Genomic DNA, 20,098 nt, shown 5'->3' with positions numbered 1-20,098 from the left:
GGCGAGGTGCGCGGAACCGATAAGTTGGCACCAGGACCCAGTCGACAAGACCCGAAGGCGGAGTGAACCGATGGCCAACCCGTTCGTCAAGGCGTGGAAGTACATGATGGCGCTGTTCAGCTCCAAGGTCGACGAGTACGCCGATCCGAAGGTGCAGATCCAGCAGGCGATCGAAGAGGCGCAGCGCCAGCACCAGGCCCTGACTCAGCAGGCCGCGCAGGTCATCGGCAACCAGCGCCAGCTGGAGATGAGGCTGAACCGCCAACTCGCCGACATCGAGAAGCTGCAGGTCAACGTTCGCCAGGCGCTGACGCTGGCCGACCAGGCCGTGGCCAACGGTGACACCGCGAAGGCCACCGAATACAACAACGCCGCCGAGGCGTTCGCCGCCCAGCTGGTGACCGCCGAGCAGAGCGTCGAAGACCTCAAAACGCTGCACGACCAGGCGCTGCAGGCCGCCGGCCAGGCCAAGAAGGCCGTCGAGCAGAACGCGATGATGCTGCAGCAGAAGATCGCCGAGCGCACCAAGCTGCTCAGCCAGCTCGAGCAGGCCAAGATGCAGGAACAGGTCAGCTCGTCGCTGCGCTCGATGAGCGAGCTGGCCGCCCCCGGTACCACGCCGAGCCTCGACGAAGTGCGCCAGAAGATCGAGCGACGCTACGCCAACGCGATGGGCGAGGCCGAGCTCGCGCAGAACTCCGTCCAGGGCCGCATGCTCGAGGTGCAGCAGGCCAGCGTGCAGATGGCCGGCCATTCGCGCCTGGAACAGATCCGCGCGTCGATGCGGGGCGACGCGCTGCCCTCCGGCGGCGCCACCCCCGCGGCGAACCCGGCCACACCGGCCGCCAACCCGGCTCAGCCGACGCCGGAAAATCCCTTGTCCCAGTAGTTTTCGCGAGGTGACGCAGTGAAGACGCAGAGCAGACCGGCTCCCGCGGCATGGCGTTCGATGCTGCAGCGCGGGGTGGACACCGCCGCCGAGTTCTCCGACATGGTGGCCGACCGGTTGCAGGCCGCCGCCGATCCGAGGGCCAAGCTGCTGCGCAAGCGGCGCTGGGCACTGCGGCTCGGGCTGTTCTTCACCGTCACCAGCGTGTTCTGGATCCTGGTCACCGCCGTGCTGGCGGCCTGGAGTACGCCGTTCTGGGTTTTCATCATCACCGGGGCGATCGCCGCTGGGGCGATGTTCCCCGCCACCCTGCTGCTGCTGCGCTACCGGTGGCTGCGCGCCGAACCGCTGCCGCCGGCCCGTACCCGCGGCTCGCGCCGGCTGCCGCCGTGGAACTCCGCCGCTCGGGCGCCGATGGCGGCGCTGGTCTCTGCCGAGCGGGGCCTGTTCTCACTGCTCGGGGTCATGGAGCGCGGCCGGATGCTGCCACCCGACGAACTGCGTGAGCTCAGCGCGGCGGCGCGGCAGAGTGCCGCCACGATGGCCGCGACCGCCAACGAGGTGGTTTCGATGGAGCGCGCGATGTCCTCGGCGCCCGCGTCGCGCGCGCATCTCACGCCGACCGTGCGGGCGTTCACCGCGCAGATGGATCAGGGTGTGCGCCAGTACCACGAGATGGTCGACGCGGCCGCACAACTCGTGTCGGCGGCCAACAGCGGCCCGATGTCGAGTTCCCCGATGTACGGCCGGCGCTACCGCGAGGAACTGGTCAACGCCACCGACCGGATGCAGGGCTGGGCGCAGGCGTTCGACGAGCTGGGAGCGGCCACGCCGCATCAATTCAGGTCAGCCTGACCCACTACAGCGTGGGTCGCAGCGCCGGGAACGGCACGGCCAGCAGCCCGCGGACCGTCGCCTTCAGGAAGTTGAGCGTGTCGAAGTAGTCCCGCCACAGCGTGATCCGGCCGGCGTGTAACTCGAACACCCCGCACACCCAGAACTGGATCCGCACCGGACCGAACTCCAGCACGTCGGTCCGTTCGGTGAGCACCGTGTCGCCTTCGGCGGCGACGCGGTGGACCTTGACCTCGAACCGCATTCGTCCCTGACCGCTGCGGAACAGCTTGGTGATGCGCTCACGGCCGCGGATGGTCGGGAAGCCCACGTTCTGCCAGGCGATGTGGTCGGCCATCAGGGAGTCGGCGGTGTCGAAGTCCTCGTCCTGCAGGGCGAACAGAAACGTCTCGACCGTGCGCGCGTTGGTCGTGCTCTGCAGGGCTGAGGTGGAGCCGTTGCTCGAGTCGGTCATGCCGGTCAGGGTAGTCCTCGCCCGAGGGCGCCGGGGGCTTCTGACTGTGGCAGGGTGGGCGGGTGCGTGTCGCCGTCGTCGCCGGTCCGGACCCCGGCCACGCGTTCCCCGCCATCGCGCTGTGTCAGAAGTTCTCGGCCGCCGGGGACGAACCGACGCTGCTGACCGGCGTCGAGTGGCTCGACACCGCGCGGGCGGCCGGGGTGGCTGCCCAGGAACTGCTCGGCCTCGACCCGACCGAGGTGGACGACGACACCGACGCCGGCGCGAAGATCCACCAGCGGGCCGCGCGGATGGCGGTGCTCAACGCCCCGGTGATCGACGCGCTCGCCCCCGACCTCGTGGTGTCCGACGTCATCACCGCCTGCGGTGGTCTGGCCGCCGAACTGCTCGGCCTGCCGTGGGTCGAGCTCAACCCCCACCCGCTGTACCGCCCGTCGAAGGGCCTGCCGCCGCTGGGCAGCGGACTCGCCCCGGGGGTAGGTCTGCGCGGCAGGCTGCGGGACACCGTGATGCGGGCGCTCACCGCCCGGTCCTGGCGTGAGGGTCTGCGCCAGCGCGCGCAGGCCCGGGTGGGGATCGGCCTGCCCGCCGCGGATCCCGGTCCGCTGCGGCGGCTGATCGCCACGCTGCCCGCGCTGGAGGTGCCCCGTCCGGACTGGCCCGACGAGGCCGTTCTCGTCGGCCCACTGCACTTCGAGCCCACGTCGCAGGTGCTGGCGGTGCCGCCCGGTGACGGGCCGGTGGTGCTGGTTGCGCCGTCCACGGCCAGCACGGGGGAGCGCGGGGTCGCCGAGGTGGCGCTCGACGCGCTGACGCCGGGCGACGCGCTGCCCGCCGGTGCGCGGGTGGTGGTGTCGCGGCTGTCGGGTGCCGACGGGCCGGCGCCGCCGTGGGCCGTGGTGGGGCTGGGCCGCCAGGACGAACTGCTCACCCACGCCGACGTGGTGATCTGCGGTGGCGGGCACGGCATGGTGGCCAAGACGCTGCTGGCCGGGGTGCCGATGGTGGTGGTGCCCGGTGGCGGAGACCAGTGGGAGATAGCCAATCGGGTTGTGCGGCAAGGAAGTGCGCAGCTGGTGCGGCCGTTGAGCGCGGATGCGCTGGCCACCGCGGTCCGCGAGGTGCTCGGCGCACCGGGTTACCGGGAGGCGGCCCGCCGGGCGGCGGCCACCGCGGGGCAGGTCACCGATCCGGTACGGGTGTGCCACCGCGCGCTCGCGTAATTTGGTGTCGTGCGACTGACGGAATTCCGCGAACTCGTCGATGGCCAGTTCGGCTCCATCCGTGGCCGGTCGCTGCTCGTGGACCATGTGCTCAGTGGTCTCGGCGGGCGCACCGCGGCGCAGGCCATCGAAGACGGCGTCGAACCGCGCGACGTGTGGCGGGCGCTGTGCGCCGACTTCGACGTCCCGCGCGATCTGTGGTGAGGCCGTACGGCGTGTCCACTTGAGTCGAACACGTGTTCGTCTATGGTGGGTGATGTTCGACGGCTAGATGCTGCTCCACACCGGCGTTTCGGCGACTTGTCGGTGGGTCCCTCTAGCGTCACGGCCAACTGATCGACACCGGTCAACCGAACATCACGAGGATGGAGACAGACATGGCACCGCAGGCACCCGATCGCGAGAAGGCCCTCGAGCTGGCGCTCGCGCAGATCGAGAAGAGTCACGGTAAAGGCTCGGTGATGCGGCTCGGCGACGAGGTCCGCGCGCCGATCTCGGTCATCCCGACCGGCTCCATCGCCCTGGACGTCGCGCTGGGCATCGGCGGTCTGCCCCGCGGCCGCGTCATCGAGATCTACGGTCCGGAATCCTCGGGTAAGACCACGGTGGCGCTGCACGCGGTGGCCAACGCCCAGGCCGCCGGCGGTATCGCGGCGTTCATCGACGCCGAGCACGCGCTGGATCCCGACTACGCCAAGAAGCTCGGGGTGGACACCGACTCACTGCTGGTCTCCCAGCCCGACACCGGTGAGCAGGCCCTCGAGATCGCCGACATGCTGATCCGCTCCGGTGCGCTGGACATCCTGGTCATCGACTCGGTCGCGGCACTGGTGCCGCGCGCCGAGATCGAGGGTGAGATGGGTGACAGCCACGTCGGCCTGCAGGCCCGGTTGATGAGCCAGGCGCTGCGCAAGATCACCGGCGCGCTGAGCAATTCGGGCACCACCGCGATCTTCATCAACCAGCTGCGCGAGAAGATCGGCGTGATGTTCGGCTCACCCGAGACCACCACCGGCGGTAAGGCGCTGAAGTTCTACGCCTCGGTCCGCATGGACGTCCGCCGCATCGAGACGCTCAAGGACGGCACCGACGCGGTCGGTAACCGCACCCGCGTCAAGATCGTCAAGAACAAGGTCTCGCCGCCGTTCAAGCAGGCCGAGTTCGACATCCTCTACGGCAAGGGCATCAGCAAGGAAGGCTCGCTCATCGACATGGGCGTGGAGCACGGCTTCATCCGCAAGTCCGGTTCCTGGTTCACCTACGAGGGTGAGCAGCTGGGCCAGGGCAAGGAGAACGCCCGGAAATTCCTGCTGGAGAACGGCGATGTGGCCAACGAGATCGAGAAGAAGATCAAAGAGAAGCTCAACATCGGTGCTGTGGTGACCGCTGATGACGTCCTCCCCGCGCCCGTCGACTTCTGAGTCCGACTCCGACGAGGATCGCGACCGCGACGACCCCGACCGCGACGAGCAGGCGCACTCGTATTGTCTGCGCCTGCTCACCGCGCGGGCACGCACCCGTGCGGAGCTGGCCGGCAAGCTGACCCAGCGAGGCTATTCCGAACCGGTCGCGCAGCGGGTGCTCGACCGGTTGACGAAGGTCGGGCTCCTCGACGACGAGGACTTCGCCGAACAGTGGGTGCGGTCGCGTCACCTCTACGCCGGAAAAGGCAAGCGCGCGTTGGCCGCCGAGCTGCGCCGCAAGGGTGTCGACGCTGAGGTGATCACCTCGTCACTCGCCGACATCGACGCCGGCGCCGAACGTGACCGGGCCGAACAGCTGGTCCGCGACCGGCTGCGCCGGGAGAGACTCGACGACGACCCGGCCTCGGAGCTCAAGGTGAAGCGACGGCTGGCCGGCATGCTGGCCCGCCGCGGCTACAGCCAGTCGATGGCGCTCGACGTCGTCACCGTCGAACTGGCCAACGAACGCGAGCGCAGGCGGGTGTAGCGCTACGGCTGCGCGTCCGTGAGCTGTTGCAGCGCACGGAGGAAGGCGTCGCGGTCGGTCGGAGACAGCTTGGACAGCCATCGGTCCTCACCGCGCTGGATGGCGGTCTGGGCGGCGTCTTTGACCGCGCGACCGGATTCGGTGATCGCCAGCAGGCGCACCCTGCGGTCGTCGGGGTCGGGACGGCGCTCGATGTAACCCTGGGCCTGCAATTCATCGAGCGTGGGGATGATGCGGGTCTTGTCGGCGCGGATCGCCTCGGCCAGCGCGGCCTGGGTGCGCATCGATGAGCGGTCGAGCGCCACGAGAACGCTGTAGCCCCACATGGTCAGACCGTGCTCTTCGAGCACCGGCAGCTCGGCTGCGGCCGTCTCCCTCAGCAGCGGCGCCAGCATCGCCGCCAGATCGGGACGCTGGGGCGGCGACGTCATGGGCTGATCTTAAGCGTGGACGATTAATACGCTGTCGCCTATGATATGCGCATGCATACAAATGACGTGTCTCGCTTGCACCGCATCGCCATCGAGAAGTCGGTCGACTTGGTCTCCCGGGTCTCGCGCAACGACCTGACCAGGCCTACCCCGTGCACCGACTGGAACCTCGCCGACCTGCTTGCGCACATGACAGCGCAGCACAGGGGATTCGCCGCAGCCGCCCGCGGGCACGGCGCTGACCACGCAGTGTGGGACCCTGCCGCTGTGGCGGACGCCGTTCGCCACGATCCCGCTGGTGTCTACGCCGCGGCCGCCGGCGACGTGCTGGAGGCCTTCGCCGTCGACGGTGTGATGGACAGGGCTTTCGCCCTTCCTGAGTTCGGACCCGATGTCGAGGTGCTCGGCGCGCAGGCGATCGGCTTCCACTTCGTCGACTACGTCGTGCACGGCTGGGACGTCGCCCGGTCGATGGGCCTGCCCTTCGACATCCCGGCCGAGGTGGTCGACGGCGTTGCGCCGATCGCCCTCGCGGTGCCCGACGGGGACATCCGCACCGCACCGGGTTCGCCGTTCGCGCCGGCGGTGGATCCCACCGGCGACGGCGTCCTGCTGGACCGTGTGCTGCGCCACCTCGGCCGCTCACCGGAGTGGACGCCGTGACGACCGGTCGTCGCAACGCGCACGGCGCTACACGACTTTCGCGCCCGGTGCGCCTTCCTGCTCGACAGCCTCAGCCTCCAGCGGTGCCGGCCCGCGCCGCGACCGCCGCATCCGGCGTTCGAGCCGCGTGGCCAACGACGACAACGCGAAGTTCACACTGATCATCAGCGCGGCGATCACGATGAGCGCGGGGATGTAGTTGCCGTAGGAGGATCCGACGACGGTGCCCTGACGCACCATCTCGACGAAGGTGATCTGGTAGCCGATCGCGGTGTCCTTCAGCACCACCACGAGTTGGGAGACCAGCACCGGCAGCATCGAGGTGATGGCCTGCGGCAGCAGGATCGAGCGCATGGTCTGCCCCCACCGCAGACCCAGCGCCGATGCGGCTTCGGCCTGCCCGCGCGGCAGCGCGTTCACCCCGGCGCGCACGATCTCGGCGATGACCGCGCCGTTGTAGAGGGTGAGCCCGGTGATGACACCGGCCAGCGCCAGGTGCTCGGAGGCGAACACGTCGTAGAAGGCGTACAGGAAGTACGCGAAGATCATCATGATCAGCACGGGGACCGCGCGGAAGAACTCGACGATGACCGCGCACGCCCACCGGATCGGCGAGATGGTGGACATCCGGCCCACTCCGAGCAGGAAGCCCAGGGCCAGCGCGAACACGATCGAGACCGCGGCGGCCGTCAGCGTGCCCTGGACACCGGGTAGCACGTAGGTGGTCCACAGGTTCGCCGTCAGGAACGGCTCCCACTTCGCTGCGGTCAGCTGGCCTTTCGCCTCGAGTCGCGAGTACACGACCCAGGCGATCAGCACGGTGATCGCCACGGTGATCACGCTGACGACCATGTTGCGGACGCGGGCGCGGGGTCCCGGCGCGTCGAACAGGACGGTGCCGCTCATCGGGTCCGTCCGTTCTTCGCGCAAGCGCTCATCGGGTCCGTCCGTTCTTCGCGCAAGCGCTCATCGGGTCCGTCCGTTCTTCGCGCAAGCGCTCATCGGGTCCGTCCGTTCTTCGCGCAAGCGCTCATCACCGAGCCACCGCCAACCGCTTGCCGAGCCAGCCGAACACCAGCCCCAGCGGCAGCGTCAGGATGACGAACCCGAGGGCGAAGATCGAGCCGACCACGAGCAGCGCCGCAGTGTTCTCGATCATCTCCTTCATCAGCAGCGCCGCCTCGGCCACCCCGATCGCCGACGCGATCGTCGTGTTCTTCGTCAACGCGATCAACACCGAGCCGAGCGGGATGACCACCGCACGAAAAGCCTGCGGCAACAGGATCATCCGCAGGTTCTGCGCGAACGTCAGCCCCAGCGAGCGTGCCGCCTCGGCCTGGCCCAGCGGCACCGTGTTGACCCCCGACCGCACCGTCTCGCAGACGAAAGACGCGGTGTACACGGTCAACCCGAGCACCGCCAACCGGAAGTTGCTGTCCTCGATCGACGTGCTCGACTGCGGGTCGACCAGGGTGATGCCGAGCGTCTGGGACACCCCGAACGAGCAGAACAGGATGATCAGCGTCAGCGGGGTGTTGCGGACGATGTTGACATACGCGGTGCCGAGCCAGGACAGCATCGGCACCGGCGATAACCGCATCCCGGCCAGCACGGTGCCAAGGACGAGCGCTCCGACCGCGGAGTAGATCGTGAGCTGGATGGTGGTCCAGAACGCCTCGAAGATCTGTGCGCGGTACTCGGTGAATATCTCCACGGCCGGAGCCAGACCTGCCGAATCAGTAGCGATCGACCTGCGGCGGGGTGGGCGCCGTGATGCCCGCCGGGCCGAGGTTCTTGTCGAAGGCTTCCTTCCAGGCGCCGCTGGACTCCATCTTCTCGATCGCGTCGTTGATCTTGTTGCGCATCTCGGTGTCGTCCTTCTTCAGGCCGATACCGTAGCGCTCCTCGGAGAACGTGTCGCCGACGATCTTGAACGCACCGGGCGTCTGCGCGGCGTAACCGGCCAGAATGACCTCGTCGGTGGTGACCGCGTCGATGGCGCCGTTCTTCAGCGCCTCGATGCACGCCGAATAGGTGTCGTACTGCTGCAGCTGCACACCCGGGTACTCGTCCTTGATCTTCTGCGCGGGCGTCGACCCGGACACCGAACACAGCCGCTTGTTGTTCTGCAGCGACGCGGCGCCGGTGATGTCGGTGTTGTCCTCACGCACGAGCAGGCTCTGCCCGGTGACCAGGTACGGCCCGGCGAAATCGACCTTCTCCTTGCGGGAGTCGGTGATCGAGTAGGTGGCCACGATGTAGTCGACCTGATCGTTCTGGATCAGCGTCTCGCGCTGGCCGGACGGCGACTCCTTCCACTCGATCTGCTCGGGGGAGTAGCCCAGTTCGCCTGCCACGTAGGTGGCGACGTCGACGTCGAACCCGCTCATCGTGCCGTCGGGGTTTCGCAGACCGAGGCCCGGCTGGTCGAACTTCGTGCCGATCACGATCTTGTTCTCGTCACCGCCGCCACCGCCTCCGCATGCGGTTGCGGCGAAGGGCACGGCGACGGCCAGTGCGATGGCGGCCGCGACGCGCCGACGAGACGGCATCGAGAAGGACGGCATGGGTGGGGTTTCCTTTCGCCGAGCGTTAGTGGTGCAGGATCTTGCCGAGAAAGTCCTTGGCGCGTTCGGTCTGCGGGTTGTCGAAGAACTGGGTGGGTTCGGAGTCCTCGACGATGGCCCCGTCGGACATGAACACCACACGGTCCGACGCGCGGCGGGCGAACCCCATCTCGTGGGTCACCACCACCATGGTCATCCCGTCGGCCGCCAGCGCGGACATCACCGCCAGGACCTCGTTGATCATCTCCGGGTCGAGCGCACTGGTCGGCTCGTCGAAGAGCATCACCTTGGGGTTCATCGCGAGCGAACGCGCGATCGCCACGCGTTGCTGCTGGCCGCCGGACAGCTGCGCGGGATACTTGTCGGCCTGGTTGGCCACCCCGACGCGCTCGAGCAGCTTCATCGCCGCCTCGCGCGCCGACTCCTTGCCGAGCCCGCGCACCTTCATCGGAGCCAGCGTGACGTTGTCGAGGATCGTCTTGTGCGCGAACAGGTTGAAGGACTGGAACACCATGCCGACATCGGAGCGCAACTGCGCGAGCTTGCGGCCCTCGGCGGGCAGCACCTCGCCGTCGATCGCGATCTCGCCCGAGTCGATGGTCTCGAGCCGGTTGATCGTGCGGCACAGGGTCGATTTGCCGGAACCCGAAGGACCGAGCACCACCACGACCTGACCCCGCTCGACCCGCAAGTCGATGTCCTTGAGCACGTGGAGGTCGCCGAAATGCTTGTTGACCCCCCGCATCGAGATCATCGGCACTGCCGCAGTGGCGTGCCCGGCCGTTTCCATGGGTGCTGACCTTACCCAGGGAACGCCTGATGTGCCCGGAACTGATCAATCCGGCGCCCCCGTACCATGGGGCCGTGACTTCCACGGTGACGCAGCAGGCGGCGAGTGCGCAGCCGCCGGTGGCGCGCACCTACCAGGTTCGCACCTACGGCTGCCAGATGAACGTGCACGACTCCGAACGGCTGTCGGGGCTCCTGGAAGCCGCCGGTTACCGGCGCGCCGCCGAGGGCGCCGACGCCGACGTGGTGGTCTTCAACACCTGTGCGGTGCGCGAGAACGCGGACAACAAGCTCTACGGCAACCTGTCCCACCTCGCGCCGCGCAAACAGTCCGATCCGCAGATGCAGATCGCCGTCGGGGGCTGCCTGGCGCAGAAGGACCGGGATGCGGTGTTGCGCCGCGCGCCGTGGGTGGACGTGGTGTTCGGCACGCACAACATCGGCGCCCTGCCGACGCTGCTGGAACGGGCCCGACACAACCGCTCGGCGCAGGTCGAGATCGCCGAGGCGCTGCAGGAGTTCCCGTCGACACTGCCCGCCGCACGCGAATCGGCGTATGCCGGCTGGGTGTCGATCTCGGTGGGCTGCAACAACACCTGCACGTTCTGCATCGTCCCCGCGCTGCGCGGCAAAGAGGTCGACCGCCGTCCCGGCGACATCCTCGGTGAGATCCAGACCCTGGTGGACCAGGGTGTGCTGGAGGTCACGCTGCTGGGCCAGAACGTCAACGCCTACGGCGTGTCGTTCGCCGCGGACGAGCGCTTGCGCGAGGACCCGGCGATGTGGTCTGAAATGCCGCGCGACCGTGGCGCATTCGCAAAGCTGCTCCGCGCGTGCGGGCGCATCGACGGCCTGGAACGGGTTCGGTTCACCTCTCCGCATCCGGCGGAGTTCACCGACGACGTGATCGAGGCGATGGCGGATACACCGAATGTGTGTCCGGCACTGCACATGCCGCTGCAGTCCGGTTCCGACCGGATCCTGCGGGCCATGCGCAGGTCCTACCGCGCCGAGAAGTACCTGGCCATCATCGACCGGGTGCGCGCGGCGATCCCCGACGCGGCGATCACCACCGACCTGATCGTCGGCTTCCCCGGGGAGACCGAGGAGGACTTCCAGGCCACCCTCGACGTGGTGGCCGCCTCCCGCTTCTCCAGCGCGTTCACCTTCCAGTACTCCAAGCGCCCCGGAACCCCCGCCGCCGAGATGCCCGGACAGGTCCCGAAAGCCGTTGTGAGCGAGCGCTATCAACGCCTCATCGAGCTGCAGGAGAAGATCTCGCTCGACGAGAACCTGGCCCAGGTGGGCCGTACCGTGGAGCTGCTGGTGGCCACCGGAGAGGGCCGCAAGGACGCGGCGACCGCCCGCATGTCGGGGCGCGCCCGCGACGGCCGCCTCGTGCACTTCGGTCCCGGTGCCGCCGACGAACCGCTTGCGCGACGCGCATTCGACCACGTCCGGCCCGGCGACATCGTGACCGCCACGGTGACCGGCGCGGCGCCGCACCACCTCATCGCCGACGGCGCGCTGCTGGGCCACCGGCGCACCAGGGCCGGCGACGCCCACGCCGAAGGGCGGCGGCCGCGCACCGGTGTCGGACTGGGCATACCGGGCATCGGAGCACCCGACCCCGTCCCCGCGACCAGCGGATGTGCGCGGTGAGCGGGCCTGCCGAACCGGAGGGGTTCGACTCCTACAAGGGCGACATCGAAGACGTCGAGCGCCGGGTGGCGCGCGAGTTCGACCCGGGCGCACGGGCGCTCGTGGTCGCCGTTCTGGTGTTCATCGTGCTGCTGTCGTTCGTGCTCCCGCACACCGGCGGCGCCAGGGGCTTCGACGTGCTGGCGGCCACCGACGCCGCAGGCCGCGAAGGCGTGTCGTTGCCGTCGCGGGTGTTCACCGTGCTGGCGATCGTGTTCTCGGTCGGGTTCTCGATCCTGGCGCTGCTGACCCGGCGTTGGGCGATCGCCTGGATCGCCCTGGCCGGTTCGGCGGTGGCCAGTGCGATCGGCATGCTGGCGGTGTGGTCACGCCAGACCGCCGCAGAACCGTACCCGGGCCCGGGCATCGGCCTGGTGATCGGCTGGCTGGCGGTGATCGTGCTCACGTTCCACTGGGCGCGGGTGGTGTGGACGCGCACCGCGGTTCAGCTGGCCGCCGAGGAGGAGCGCCGCCGCCGCGCCGCGGAGAACCACGGCAAGGGTCTGCTCGACACCTTCGGCGACGAACGCCGCGACGACGACAACGGCCGTTAGCGCCGCTTACCCACCGCTTCGGCCGCCGCATTCGCCCACTGCCGCCACTGTTCGGCGCTCGCGCGCGCCTGCTCGGCGTCCTTGGTGCGGCCTGCGGCCTCGGCCTTCTCGGCCTGGCGTTCGTACTGTTCGGCGCGGACCCGGAACTGGTCGGCGCGGGCCTGGGCCTCCGGATCGGTCCAGTTCGACGTGGCCGCCTCTCGGACCTTCTTCTCGACCGCGCGCAGCCGACGCTCGAACTCGGCGGTCCGCTCCCGGGGGACCTTGCCGATCGCGTCCCACTTGTCGCCGATCGCGCGGAACGCGGCACGGGCCGCCTCCGGGTTCGAGAGGTCGATCTGTTCGGCCTGGGCGAGCAACGCCTCCTTGGCGGTGGCGTTGGCCTTGAACTCCGCGTCCCGTTCGGCGGTGGCGGCGTTGCGGGCCGAGAAGAACGCGTCCTGGGCGGCCTTGAACCGCTGCCACAGGGCGTCGTCGACATCCTTGGCCGCGCGACCGGCGGCCTTCCATTCCGCGAGCAGGTCACGGAACAGCCCGCTGGTGGGACCCCAGTCGGTGGACCCGGACAGCTGCTCGGCGCGTTCGCACAGCGCCTCCTTGGCCTGGCGCGCGCCCGCGCGGCCCCGGTCCAGTTCGGCGAAGTGTGAGCCGCGGCGGCGGTTGAACGTCTCCCGGGCCGCCGAGTAGCGCTTCCACAGCGCGTCGTCGGTCTTGCGGTCCAGGCCGGTGATCGTGCGCCACTCGTCGAGGATCTCGCGGAGCCGATCGCCCGCGGCCTTCCACTGGGTGGCGTTCGCGGCGAGGTCCTCGGCCTCGGCGGCCAGCGCCTCCTTGCGGGCCAGCTGCGCGGCGCGCTGCTCGTCGCGGCGCGCGCGTTCGGCCTGGGCCTCCTCGTCGGCGTGTTCGACGATCGCGGTGAGCCGTGCGGCCAGAGAGTCGACGTCGCCGAGCACGTGCGCGTCGGGCAGGCTCTCGGCCAGCGCGGCGGCGGCGGCCTTGATCTTTCGCGCGTCGCCGGCATGGGTGACCAGCCGTTGTTCGAGCAGCACCACCTCGGTGTGCAGATCGTCGAAGCGGCGCCCGAAGTGGGCGTAGGCGGCCTCGGGCTCGCCGGCCTGCCACGATCCGATGACACGCTCGCCGGATCCGGTTATCAACCACACCGTGCCGTCGGGGTCCACCCGCCCGAACCGGTGCGGGTCGCTGGCCGGGGGCGCCGCCACGGCGGGTGCTGTCGCCGGGCGCCCGGGACGGGGCGCCCGGCGCGGCGGCCCCGGTCGGGGCGAAGGCCCTGGCCGGGGGACCGGCCCCGGCGTCGGACGTGGCGTCACCTCGTCGCTGACCTCGGAGGTTGCACCCGGCTCGCTGGTCGTCATCTCTCGTTCCTCGATCCTCCGCGCGGTCGACCCGCGCACTGCCGCGCAACGCGGCGCCCTTGCCTGTTGATATGAATCGGTATGCCTGGCTATCGAAACCATTGAAACAGGTCAACCGAGGGTCTGCGCACACCTTCGGTCCTCCGGTTTGCGGGAGCCGACCCCGCCTGGGCACGCTCGTGTCCGCTACGACGACGAGGAGATGCCATGGCCAGGGCGGATATCGCCGCGCTGCTGGCGCTGGGCGCCGCGTTCTTCATCGCGATCGGCGACGTCATCCACCAGCGCTCGGCCCACGAGGTCACCGACGAAGCGGTCGGCCACCTCGAGCTCTTCCTGCGCCTGCTGCGGGACCGGCAGTGGTGGCTGGGCAGCATCGTCGCGGCGGCCGGCTTCGGTCTGCAGGCCGCCGCGCTGGGGCTGGGCTCGGTGCTGCTGGTGCAGGCGCTGCTGGTGACGTCGCTGCTGTTCGCACTGCCGATCAACGCGCGCCTGACCCGCCGGCGGGTGACGCGCTGGGAGTGGCTGTGGGCGGCGCTGCTGGCCGGCGCGGTCGCGGTGATCGTCACCGTGGGCAATCCCACCGCCGGGCAGGCGCGTGCGTCCTGGGAGACCTGGGCGGTGGTGATCGCCGTCCTGGTCCCGGCGCTAGTGGTGTGCGTCGTCGGTGCGCGGATCGCGTCGGGCACGACCAGTGCGGTGCTGCTGGCCCTCGTCTCGGGCGCGCTGTGGGGGGTGTTCGCCGTCCTCACCAAGGGTGTCGTCGACCGGCTCGACGACGGGCTGTGGGCGGTGCTGCAGATGCCCGAGCTGTATGCGCTCGCTGCGGTCGCCGTCGCGGGTACCGCGTGGCAGCAGGCGTCGTTCCGGTCCGGCGCGCTGACCGCGTCGCTGCCCACGATGACGGTGGCCGAACCCGTCGTCGGTTCGGTCCTGGGCGTGGTGGTGCTGGGGGAGACCATGCGTCCCGGTGAGGCGGGCTGGCTGACGCTGGTGGTCGCGGCCGCGGCGATGGTGCTGGCCACCGGCGCGCTCGCCCGTGGGGAAGCGGCCGGCGCCGAGAGCCGGGTGGCCGTCGGCCACTAGTTTGGTGGCGTGCTCACCGCGATCGCCCTCGTACCGTCCGCGCCGGTACTGGTGCCGGAGCTGGCCGGCGGCGCGGCGGACGAGCTGAGCGAGCTGCGGTCGGCGATGGGGCGCTGCGTCGCCGCGTTGCCGGACCGCTGGGTCGCGATCGGCGTCGGAGCGGCCGACGAGGTCCTCACCCCACCCCTGGTGGGCACGTACGCCGGCTACGGCGCCGACGTGCGGGTCGCGCTGTCGCCGGACGACGGGGCCGCACCCGTCGCGCTGCCACTGTGCGCGCTCGCCGCCGGATGGCTGCGCGGCCGGTTCGCCGCGCACGCGGTGGCCGAGGTGCGAGTGTTCGCGGGCGATCAGGACGCCGACACCGCGCTGCGCCACGGCCGGGAGCTGCGCGCCCTGATCGACGAGGCCGACGGCGACGTCGGGGTGGTCGTCGTCGCCGACGGCTGCCACACCCTGACCCCGCCCGCGCCGGGCGGCTACGACCCCGACTCCGTCCCGGTGCAGAACGCCCTCGACGACGCGCTGGCCGCAGGTGACGCCGCTGCGCTCGGCCGGCTGCCCTCGTCCGTCGTCGGGCGGGTCGCCTACCAGGTGCTGGCCGGGCTGACCGAACCCGCGCCAAGCGCGGCTGAGGAGCTCTACCGCGGCGCGCCGTATGGCGTCGGGTACTTCGCCGGTCGCTGGACGCCATGAGGCCGCTGGCGATCATCGGGCCGACCGGAACGGGGAAGTCGGCGCTGGCCCTCGACGTGGCCGAACGGGTGGGCGGCGAAATAGTCAATGCCGACGCCATGCAGCTCTACCGCGGCATGGACATCGGCACCGCGAAGTTGCCGGTCGCCCAGCGCCGCGGGATCCCGCACCACCAGCTCGACGTGCTCGACGTCACCGAGACCGCCTCGGTCGCGCGCTATCAGGCCGACGCCGCCAGCGACGTCGAGGCCATCGCCGCCCGCGGTGCGGTGCCGATCATCGTGGGCGGGTCGATGATGTACGTCCAGGCGCTGCTCGACGACTGGGCGTTCCCCGCCACCGACCCCGCTGTGCGCGCGAAATGGGAGCACCGCCTCGCCGAGGTCGGGGTGGCCACCCTGCACGGCGAACTCGCCGCGGTCGACCCGGACGCCGCGGCGTCGATCCTGCCCACCGACGGTCGCCGCATCGTGCGCGCGCTGGAGGTGGTGGAGCTGACGGGGTTGCCGTTCGCGGCGTCGGCGCCCACGATCGGGGCCCCGCGCTGGGATACGTCGATCGTGGGATTGGACTGGGAGACAACCGTTCTCGACGAGCGGCTGGCGCAACGCACCGACACCATGTTCGCCGAGGGGCTGGTCGAGGAGGTGCGGGCCCTGCTGCGCCGCGGGTTGCGCGAGGGCGTGACGGCGGCGCGGGCACTGGGCTACGCCCAGGTGCTCGCCGACCTCGACGCCGGCGGCGACGGGTCGGCGGCGCGTGAACCCACCTTCGTCGGCACCCGCCGCTACGTGCGCAGGCAGCGGTCCTGGTTCCGCCGCGACCACCGGGTGTGCTGGCTCGACGGTGCCTCGCCGGACAACGTCGATCGCACGCTGCGGACGTGGCGCGCCGTATCCTGACCAGGTGAAGTTCGCCAAGGGACACGGGACGCAGAACGACTTCGTGCTGCTGCCCGACCTCGACGCGCAACTGGCGCTGAGCCCGGCCGTCGTCTCCGCGCTGTGCGACCGGCGCCGCGGGCTCGGCGCCGACGGCGTGCTGCGGGTCACCACCGCGGGCGCCGCCATGGCGGCCGGCGTGTTCGAGCGGCTGCCCGAGGGCGTCGCCGCAGGCGACTGGTACATGGACTATCGCAACGCCGACGGGTCGATCGCCCAGATGTGCGGCAACGGCGTGCGCGTGTTCGCCCACTATCTGCGCGCGTCCGGGCTGGAATCGGCCGACGAGTTCGTGGTCGGATCGCTGGCGGGACCGCGGCCGGTGGTCCTGCACGGCTTCGATCCCGCGCACCGGTTCACAGCCGAGGTGACGGTCGAGATGGGCAAGGTCAACCAACTCGGCACCGGATCGGCGGTCGTCGGCGGCCGCCGCTTCACCGGACTCGGCGTCGACGTCGGAAACCCGCACCTGGCCTGCGTCGACGCGGCGCTGACCGAGGCGGAGCTCGCGGCGCTCGACGTCGCCGCACCCGTCCAGTTCGACACCGCGCAGTTCCCCGACGGCGTCAACGTGGAAGTGCTGACCGCCGCCCGGGATGGAGCGGTGTCGATGCGGGTACACGAACGGGGTGTCGGTGAAACACGGTCGTGCGGGACGGGAACGGTGGCGGCCGCCGTCGCGGCGCTGGCCCACCAGGGCGCCGAGACCGGCACCCTCGACGTCCGCATCCCCGGGGGCGTGGTCAACGTCACCGTCGCCGCGACCACCAGTTACCTGCGCGGACCGTCGGAACTGGTCGCCAGCGGAGACCTCTTCGGGGAATGGTGGCACTCTCATCAGCGTTAATCGAGGTGCATGAAAAGTGATCTCCGTGCGAACCTTGATTCGCTCATGACGTTTCCTGAAAATCCCTTCCAAGACATCCACGGCGACACCCCGAGCGCCGGCGAACTGGCGCTCCAGGACCGCTCGGCCTTGCGCCGCGTCGCCGGGCTGTCCACCGAACTCGCCGACATCTCCGAGGTCGAGTACCGCCAGCTGCGTCTCGAACGCGTCGTGCTGGTCGGCGTCTGGACCGACGGCAGCGCGGCCGATGCCGAGGCCAGTCTCGCCGAACTCGCCGCGCTCGCCGAGACCGCGGGCTCCGAGGTGCTCGAAGGCGTTGTCCAGCGCCGCGACAAGCCCGACGCATCGACCTACATCGGCTCCGGGAAGGCCGCCGAACTGCGCGAGATCGTGCTGGCGACCGGTGCGGACACCGTGATCTGCGACGGTGAACTGAGTCCTGCGCAGCTCACGGCGCTGGAGCGGATCGTGAAGGTCAAGGTCATCGACCGGACCGCGCTGATCCTCGACATCTTCGCCCAGCACGCCACCAGCCGCGAGGGCAAAGCGCAGGTGTCGCTGGCGCAGATGGAGTACATGCTGCCCCGGCTGCGCGGCTGGGGTGAATCGATGTCGCGCCAGGCGGGCGGTCGGGCCGGCGGTGCCGGCGGCGGGGTCGGCACGCGTGGTCCCGGTGAGACGAAGATCGAGACCGACCGTCGCCGCATCCGCGAGCGGATGAGCAAGCTGCGCCGCGAGATCAAGGACATGAAGAAGATCCGCGACACGCAGCGCAGCGGGCGCCGCCGCACCGAGGTGCCCTCGGTGGCGATCGTCGGCTACACCAACGCGGGTAAGTCGAGCCTGCTCAACGCGCTCACCGGTGCCGGCGTGCTCGTCGAGAACGCGCTATTCGCCACCCTCGAACCCACAACGCGCCGAGGCGAATTCGACGACGGCCGGCCTTTCGTGCTGACCGACACCGTCGGTTTCGTGCGGCACCTGCCGACACAGTTGGTCGAGGCGTTCCGCTCGACGCTGGAAGAGGTCGCCGACGCCGATCTGCTCGTGCACGTCGTCGACGGTTCGGATGCCAACCCGCTGGCCCAGATCAGTGCGGTCCGCGAGGTCATCAACGAGGTGATCGCCGAACAGAACGCCAAACCGGCTCCAGAGCTGTTGGTGGTCAACAAGATCGACGCCGCCGACGGATTGTCGCTGGCGCACCTGCGCGGCGCGCTGCCCGACGCGGTGTTCGTCTCGGCGCGCACCGGGCAAGGCCTGGACCGGCTTTCGGCGCGGATGTCGGAACTGGTGGAATCCACCGACACCACCGTCGACGTCACGATCCCGTACGACCGGGGCGATCTCGTCGCGCGCGTGCACGACGAGGGCCGCATCGACGCCACCGAGCACACCACGGACGGAACGCGGATCAAGGCACGGGTGCCCGTCGCGCTGGCGGCGGGCCTGCGGGAGTTCGCCACGTTCTCCTGACGAGGGCTCGCCCGAGGAACCGAAGACCGATGCGCTAGACTGTCTCCAACGCCGACGTCACCGAAACCGACGACGGCTCGTCGTGGAACGCTTACCATCGCGTCCGGCTCAAGCTCTTCTCGCGGCGATCGATATTGCTGACCGGCAATCTCGCCACTTGTGTACCCATCACCCCGGCAACGGTGCTGCGCGGGTACGCGTCACTGCCCTGAAAGGCATCACCACCCATGACAACTGAACAGTCCTTCGCCGACCTCGGCGTGCGCGGTCCGCTGCGCCGGGTCCTCGAGAACCGCGGCATCTCAAGCCCGTTCCCGATCCAGGCGGCGACACTGCCCGACAGCCTGGCCGGCCGCGACGTGCTCGGCCGCGGTAAGACCGGCAGCGGCAAGACGCTGGCGTTCTCGCTGCCCCTCGTGAGCCGCCTGGCCGACGCCAAGCGGCGTTCGTCCCGGCCCAGCGGCCTGGTGCTGGCGCCGACGCGCGAACTCGCCAGCCAGATCACCGCGACGCTCGAACCTCTCGCGGCCGCATACGATCTGAAGGTCACCACAATCTTCGGTGGTGTCTCGCAGAACCCGCAGGCCGCCGCGTTGCGGTCCGGAGTGGACATCGTCGTCGCCTGCCCCGGCCGCCTCGAAGACCTGATGCGCCAGAAGCTGATCCACCTCGACTCGGTCGAGATCACCGTGCTGGACGAAGCCGACCACATGGCCGACCTCGGCTTCCTGCCCGGCGTCACCCGCATCCTGGCCGCGACACCCGCAGGCGGCCAGCGGCTGCTGTTCTCCGCGACGCTGGACAACGGTGTCGACAAGCTGGTGCGCCGCTTCCTGCGTGAGCCGGTCACCCACTCGGTCGACGAGGTCAACGCACCGCCGCCGGCCATGACACACCACGTTTTTCACGTGTCGGGTGCGAACGAGAAGAAGGCACTGGTGCACACCCTGGCTGCGGGCACGGGACGCCGGATCCTGTTCATGCGCACCAAGCACCAGGCGCGCAAACTGGCGCGACAGCTCACCGAAGCCGGCGTGCCCTCGGTCGACCTGCACGGCAACCTGTCCCAGAACGCCCGTGAGCGCAACCTCGCCGCGTTCTCGTCCGGGGACGCCAAAGTGCTGGTGGCCACGGACATCGCCGCGCGCGGCGTGCACGTCGACGAGGTGGAACTCGTCGTGCACGTGGACCCGCCCGTCGAGCACAAGGCCTACCTGCACCGGTCGGGACGCACCGCGCGCGCAGGCAGCGCCGGTGACGTGGTGACCGTCGTGCTGCCCGAGGAGCGCCGGGACACCGCCGCGCTGCTGCGCCGTGCCGGCATCAACGTCGCACCGCAGCAGGTCGCCGCCGATTCGGACACCGTCACCGCGCTGGTCGGAGAGGTCGCACCGTTCCGCGCGCCGGCCGCGCCGAAGGCCGTCGAGCAGGCCCGCCCGGCCGCCGACCGGCCCCGCCGCAGGCGTCCGGCACCGCAGGGACACGGCGAACGGCAGGGGCGCGCCCAGGGCGGCGATGCCGCATCCCGCTCGCGGCGTCCGCGCCGCCGGCCGCAGGCCGCGCGCTAGTCGAGAAAACACCGCCCCACCCGGGGCGG

22 protein-coding genes are annotated in these 20,098 nt (G+C 70.1%); 15 read left to right on the top strand and 7 right to left on the bottom strand.

Features of this window, described 5'->3' with window-relative positions; translation table 11 throughout:
- Nucleotides 1–70 precede the first annotated feature (70 nt).
- Both pspA and pspM read left to right on the top strand, forming a co-directional pair.
- On the top strand, nucleotides 71–889 hold the full coding sequence (gene pspA / locus G6N30_RS10520) for a phage shock protein PspA (protein ID WP_134052535.1): 819 nt from the start codon (nucleotides 71–73) through the stop codon (nucleotides 887–889).
- A gap of 18 nt (nucleotides 890–907) precedes the next feature.
- Entirely contained in the window at nucleotides 908–1,744 is an 837-nt protein-coding gene (gene pspM, locus G6N30_RS10515; protein ID WP_134052533.1) for a phage shock envelope stress response protein PspM, read from the top strand.
- Nucleotides 1,745–1,748: 4 nt separating this feature from the next.
- Here pspM and G6N30_RS10510 read toward each other — a convergent pair whose 3' ends face one another.
- A complete protein-coding gene (locus tag G6N30_RS10510; protein WP_134052531.1) occupies nucleotides 1,749–2,198 on the bottom strand; it encodes a limonene-1,2-epoxide hydrolase family protein in 450 nt (149 codons plus the stop codon).
- A gap of 62 nt (nucleotides 2,199–2,260) precedes the next feature.
- Here G6N30_RS10510 and G6N30_RS10505 point away from each other — a divergent pair, with 62 nt between their 5' ends.
- From G6N30_RS10505 to recX, 4 genes are all read left to right on the top strand, one after another.
- The gene (locus G6N30_RS10505; RefSeq protein WP_134052529.1) at nucleotides 2,261–3,424 is read left to right on the top strand and encodes a glycosyltransferase; all 1,164 of its coding nucleotides are present in this window, start codon (nucleotides 2,261–2,263) and stop codon (nucleotides 3,422–3,424) included.
- A gap of 9 nt (nucleotides 3,425–3,433) precedes the next feature.
- The gene (locus G6N30_RS10500; protein WP_134052526.1) at nucleotides 3,434–3,628 is read left to right on the top strand and encodes a DUF3046 domain-containing protein; all 195 of its coding nucleotides are present in this window, start codon (nucleotides 3,434–3,436) and stop codon (nucleotides 3,626–3,628) included.
- A gap of 173 nt (nucleotides 3,629–3,801) precedes the next feature.
- Nucleotides 3,802–4,845, top strand: coding sequence for a recombinase RecA (recA, locus tag G6N30_RS10495; protein ID WP_011559545.1), 1,044 nt, complete (start codon nucleotides 3,802–3,804; stop codon nucleotides 4,843–4,845).
- Nucleotides 4,814–5,374 (top strand): recombination regulator RecX, encoded by a 561-nt coding sequence (gene recX / locus G6N30_RS10490; RefSeq protein ID WP_134052524.1) that lies wholly within the window; start codon nucleotides 4,814–4,816, stop codon nucleotides 5,372–5,374. Before recA ends, recX begins: the two co-directional genes overlap by 32 nt.
- A gap of 2 nt (nucleotides 5,375–5,376) precedes the next feature.
- Here the strand turns inward: recX and G6N30_RS10485 are convergent, their stop codons facing one another.
- Nucleotides 5,377–5,805: a MarR family winged helix-turn-helix transcriptional regulator gene (locus G6N30_RS10485; RefSeq protein WP_134052522.1), complete on the bottom strand. Its 429-nt coding sequence runs from the start codon at nucleotides 5,803–5,805 to the stop codon at nucleotides 5,377–5,379.
- Nucleotides 5,806–5,850: 45 nt separating this feature from the next.
- Between G6N30_RS10485 and G6N30_RS10480 the strand changes: the two genes are divergently transcribed.
- Nucleotides 5,851–6,468 carry a TIGR03086 family metal-binding protein gene (locus G6N30_RS10480; protein ID WP_134052520.1) on the top strand — a complete coding sequence of 206 codons (618 nt, stop codon included), beginning with the start codon at nucleotides 5,851–5,853 and terminating at the stop codon, nucleotides 6,466–6,468.
- 27 nt (nucleotides 6,469–6,495) lie between these two features.
- On the opposite strand, the gene G6N30_RS10475 is transcribed toward G6N30_RS10480, so the two are convergent.
- The 4 genes from G6N30_RS10475 to G6N30_RS10460 all read right to left on the bottom strand — a co-directional run bounded on the left by G6N30_RS10475 (nucleotide 6,496) and on the right by G6N30_RS10460 (nucleotide 9,789).
- A complete protein-coding gene (locus G6N30_RS10475) occupies nucleotides 6,496–7,374 on the bottom strand; it encodes an amino acid ABC transporter permease (RefSeq protein ID WP_134052518.1) in 879 nt (292 codons plus the stop codon).
- A 127-nt stretch (nucleotides 7,375–7,501) separates the two neighbouring features.
- The gene (locus G6N30_RS10470) at nucleotides 7,502–8,182 is read right to left on the bottom strand and encodes an amino acid ABC transporter permease (protein ID WP_134052516.1); all 681 of its coding nucleotides are present in this window, start codon (nucleotides 8,180–8,182) and stop codon (nucleotides 7,502–7,504) included.
- Nucleotides 8,183–8,204: 22 nt separating this feature from the next.
- Nucleotides 8,205–9,035: a glutamate ABC transporter substrate-binding protein gene (locus G6N30_RS10465; RefSeq protein ID WP_134052514.1), complete on the bottom strand. Its 831-nt coding sequence runs from the start codon at nucleotides 9,033–9,035 to the stop codon at nucleotides 8,205–8,207.
- Nucleotides 9,036–9,060: 25 nt separating this feature from the next.
- On the bottom strand, nucleotides 9,061–9,789 hold the full coding sequence (locus G6N30_RS10460; RefSeq protein WP_134055135.1) for an amino acid ABC transporter ATP-binding protein: 729 nt from the start codon (nucleotides 9,787–9,789) through the stop codon (nucleotides 9,061–9,063).
- 65 nt (nucleotides 9,790–9,854) lie between these two features.
- Between G6N30_RS10460 and miaB the strand changes: the two genes are divergently transcribed.
- Both miaB and G6N30_RS10450 read left to right on the top strand, forming a co-directional pair.
- The gene (gene miaB, locus G6N30_RS10455) at nucleotides 9,855–11,486 is read left to right on the top strand and encodes a tRNA (N6-isopentenyl adenosine(37)-C2)-methylthiotransferase MiaB (RefSeq protein WP_134052512.1); all 1,632 of its coding nucleotides are present in this window, start codon (nucleotides 9,855–9,857) and stop codon (nucleotides 11,484–11,486) included.
- Nucleotides 11,474–12,079 (top strand): Rv2732c family membrane protein, encoded by a 606-nt coding sequence (locus G6N30_RS10450; RefSeq protein WP_134052510.1) that lies wholly within the window; start codon nucleotides 11,474–11,476, stop codon nucleotides 12,077–12,079. The genes miaB and G6N30_RS10450 overlap by 13 nt, the downstream gene beginning before the upstream one ends.
- Here the strand turns inward: G6N30_RS10450 and G6N30_RS10445 are convergent.
- Nucleotides 12,076–13,455 (bottom strand): DUF349 domain-containing protein, encoded by a 1,380-nt coding sequence (locus G6N30_RS10445; protein ID WP_134052508.1) that lies wholly within the window; start codon nucleotides 13,453–13,455, stop codon nucleotides 12,076–12,078. The genes G6N30_RS10450 and G6N30_RS10445 overlap by 4 nt on opposite strands.
- A 207-nt stretch (nucleotides 13,456–13,662) precedes the next feature.
- Between G6N30_RS10445 and G6N30_RS10440 the strand changes: the two genes are divergently transcribed.
- The 6 genes from G6N30_RS10440 (at nucleotide 13,663) to G6N30_RS10415 (ending at nucleotide 20,069) form a co-directional block, all read left to right on the top strand.
- Complete coding sequence (locus G6N30_RS10440; RefSeq protein WP_134052506.1) at nucleotides 13,663–14,541, top strand: DMT family transporter; 879 nt, start codon at nucleotides 13,663–13,665, stop codon at nucleotides 14,539–14,541.
- Between the two features lie 9 nt (nucleotides 14,542–14,550).
- The gene (locus G6N30_RS10435; RefSeq protein WP_134052504.1) at nucleotides 14,551–15,237 is read left to right on the top strand and encodes a class III extradiol ring-cleavage dioxygenase family protein; all 687 of its coding nucleotides are present in this window, start codon (nucleotides 14,551–14,553) and stop codon (nucleotides 15,235–15,237) included.
- Entirely contained in the window at nucleotides 15,234–16,139 is a 906-nt protein-coding gene (miaA, locus tag G6N30_RS10430) for a tRNA (adenosine(37)-N6)-dimethylallyltransferase MiaA (RefSeq protein WP_134052502.1), read from the top strand. Before G6N30_RS10435 ends, miaA begins: the two co-directional genes overlap by 4 nt.
- 4 nt (nucleotides 16,140–16,143) lie before the next feature.
- Entirely contained in the window at nucleotides 16,144–17,025 is an 882-nt protein-coding gene (dapF, locus tag G6N30_RS10425; protein ID WP_134052500.1) for a diaminopimelate epimerase, read from the top strand.
- A 45-nt stretch (nucleotides 17,026–17,070) separates the two neighbouring features.
- The gene (gene hflX, locus G6N30_RS10420; protein WP_134052498.1) at nucleotides 17,071–18,501 is read left to right on the top strand and encodes a GTPase HflX; all 1,431 of its coding nucleotides are present in this window, start codon (nucleotides 17,071–17,073) and stop codon (nucleotides 18,499–18,501) included.
- A gap of 227 nt (nucleotides 18,502–18,728) precedes the next feature.
- Nucleotides 18,729–20,069 (top strand): DEAD/DEAH box helicase, encoded by a 1,341-nt coding sequence (locus G6N30_RS10415; RefSeq protein WP_134052496.1) that lies wholly within the window; start codon nucleotides 18,729–18,731, stop codon nucleotides 20,067–20,069.
- Nucleotides 20,070–20,098 lie beyond the last annotated feature (29 nt).

Source organism: Mycolicibacterium litorale (assembly GCF_010731695.1).
GTDB lineage: Bacteria > Actinomycetota > Actinomycetes > Mycobacteriales > Mycobacteriaceae > Mycobacterium > Mycobacterium litorale.
The sequence above is the reverse complement of the archived record's forward strand: the minus strand, read 5'-3'. Positions and strand labels throughout refer to the sequence as shown.

Excerpts from the sequence above, each read along its gene's own strand:
- G6N30_RS10440 (WP_134052506.1), top strand. The coding sequence starts at position 13,663 with ATGGCCAGGGCGGATATCGCCGCGCTGCTGGCGCTGGGCGCCGCGTTC.
- G6N30_RS10460 (WP_134055135.1), bottom strand. The coding sequence starts at position 9,789 with ATGATCTCGATGCGGGGGGTCAACAAGCATTTCGGCGACCTCCACGTG.
- G6N30_RS10475 (WP_134052518.1), bottom strand. The coding sequence starts at position 7,374 with ATGAGCGGCACCGTCCTGTTCGACGCGCCGGGACCCCGCGCCCGCGTC.
- hflX (WP_134052498.1), top strand. The coding sequence starts at position 17,071 with ATGACGTTTCCTGAAAATCCCTTCCAAGACATCCACGGCGACACCCCG.
- G6N30_RS10480 (WP_134052520.1), top strand. The coding sequence starts at position 5,851 with ATGCGCATGCATACAAATGACGTGTCTCGCTTGCACCGCATCGCCATC.
- G6N30_RS10485 (WP_134052522.1), bottom strand. The coding sequence starts at position 5,805 with ATGACGTCGCCGCCCCAGCGTCCCGATCTGGCGGCGATGCTGGCGCCG.
- pspA (WP_134052535.1), top strand. The coding sequence starts at position 71 with ATGGCCAACCCGTTCGTCAAGGCGTGGAAGTACATGATGGCGCTGTTC.
- miaB (WP_134052512.1), top strand. The coding sequence starts at position 9,855 with ATGTGCCCGGAACTGATCAATCCGGCGCCCCCGTACCATGGGGCCGTG.
- G6N30_RS10465 (WP_134052514.1), bottom strand. The coding sequence starts at position 9,035 with ATGCCGTCCTTCTCGATGCCGTCTCGTCGGCGCGTCGCGGCCGCCATC.
- recX (WP_134052524.1), top strand. The coding sequence starts at position 4,814 with ATGACGTCCTCCCCGCGCCCGTCGACTTCTGAGTCCGACTCCGACGAG.
- G6N30_RS10445 (WP_134052508.1), bottom strand. The coding sequence starts at position 13,455 with ATGACGACCAGCGAGCCGGGTGCAACCTCCGAGGTCAGCGACGAGGTG.
- G6N30_RS10415 (WP_134052496.1), top strand. The coding sequence starts at position 18,729 with ATGACAACTGAACAGTCCTTCGCCGACCTCGGCGTGCGCGGTCCGCTG.
- G6N30_RS10450 (WP_134052510.1), top strand. The coding sequence starts at position 11,474 with ATGTGCGCGGTGAGCGGGCCTGCCGAACCGGAGGGGTTCGACTCCTAC.
- miaA (WP_134052502.1), top strand. The coding sequence starts at position 15,234 with ATGAGGCCGCTGGCGATCATCGGGCCGACCGGAACGGGGAAGTCGGCG.
- recA (WP_011559545.1), top strand. The coding sequence starts at position 3,802 with ATGGCACCGCAGGCACCCGATCGCGAGAAGGCCCTCGAGCTGGCGCTC.
- G6N30_RS10510 (WP_134052531.1), bottom strand. The coding sequence starts at position 2,198 with ATGACCGACTCGAGCAACGGCTCCACCTCAGCCCTGCAGAGCACGACC.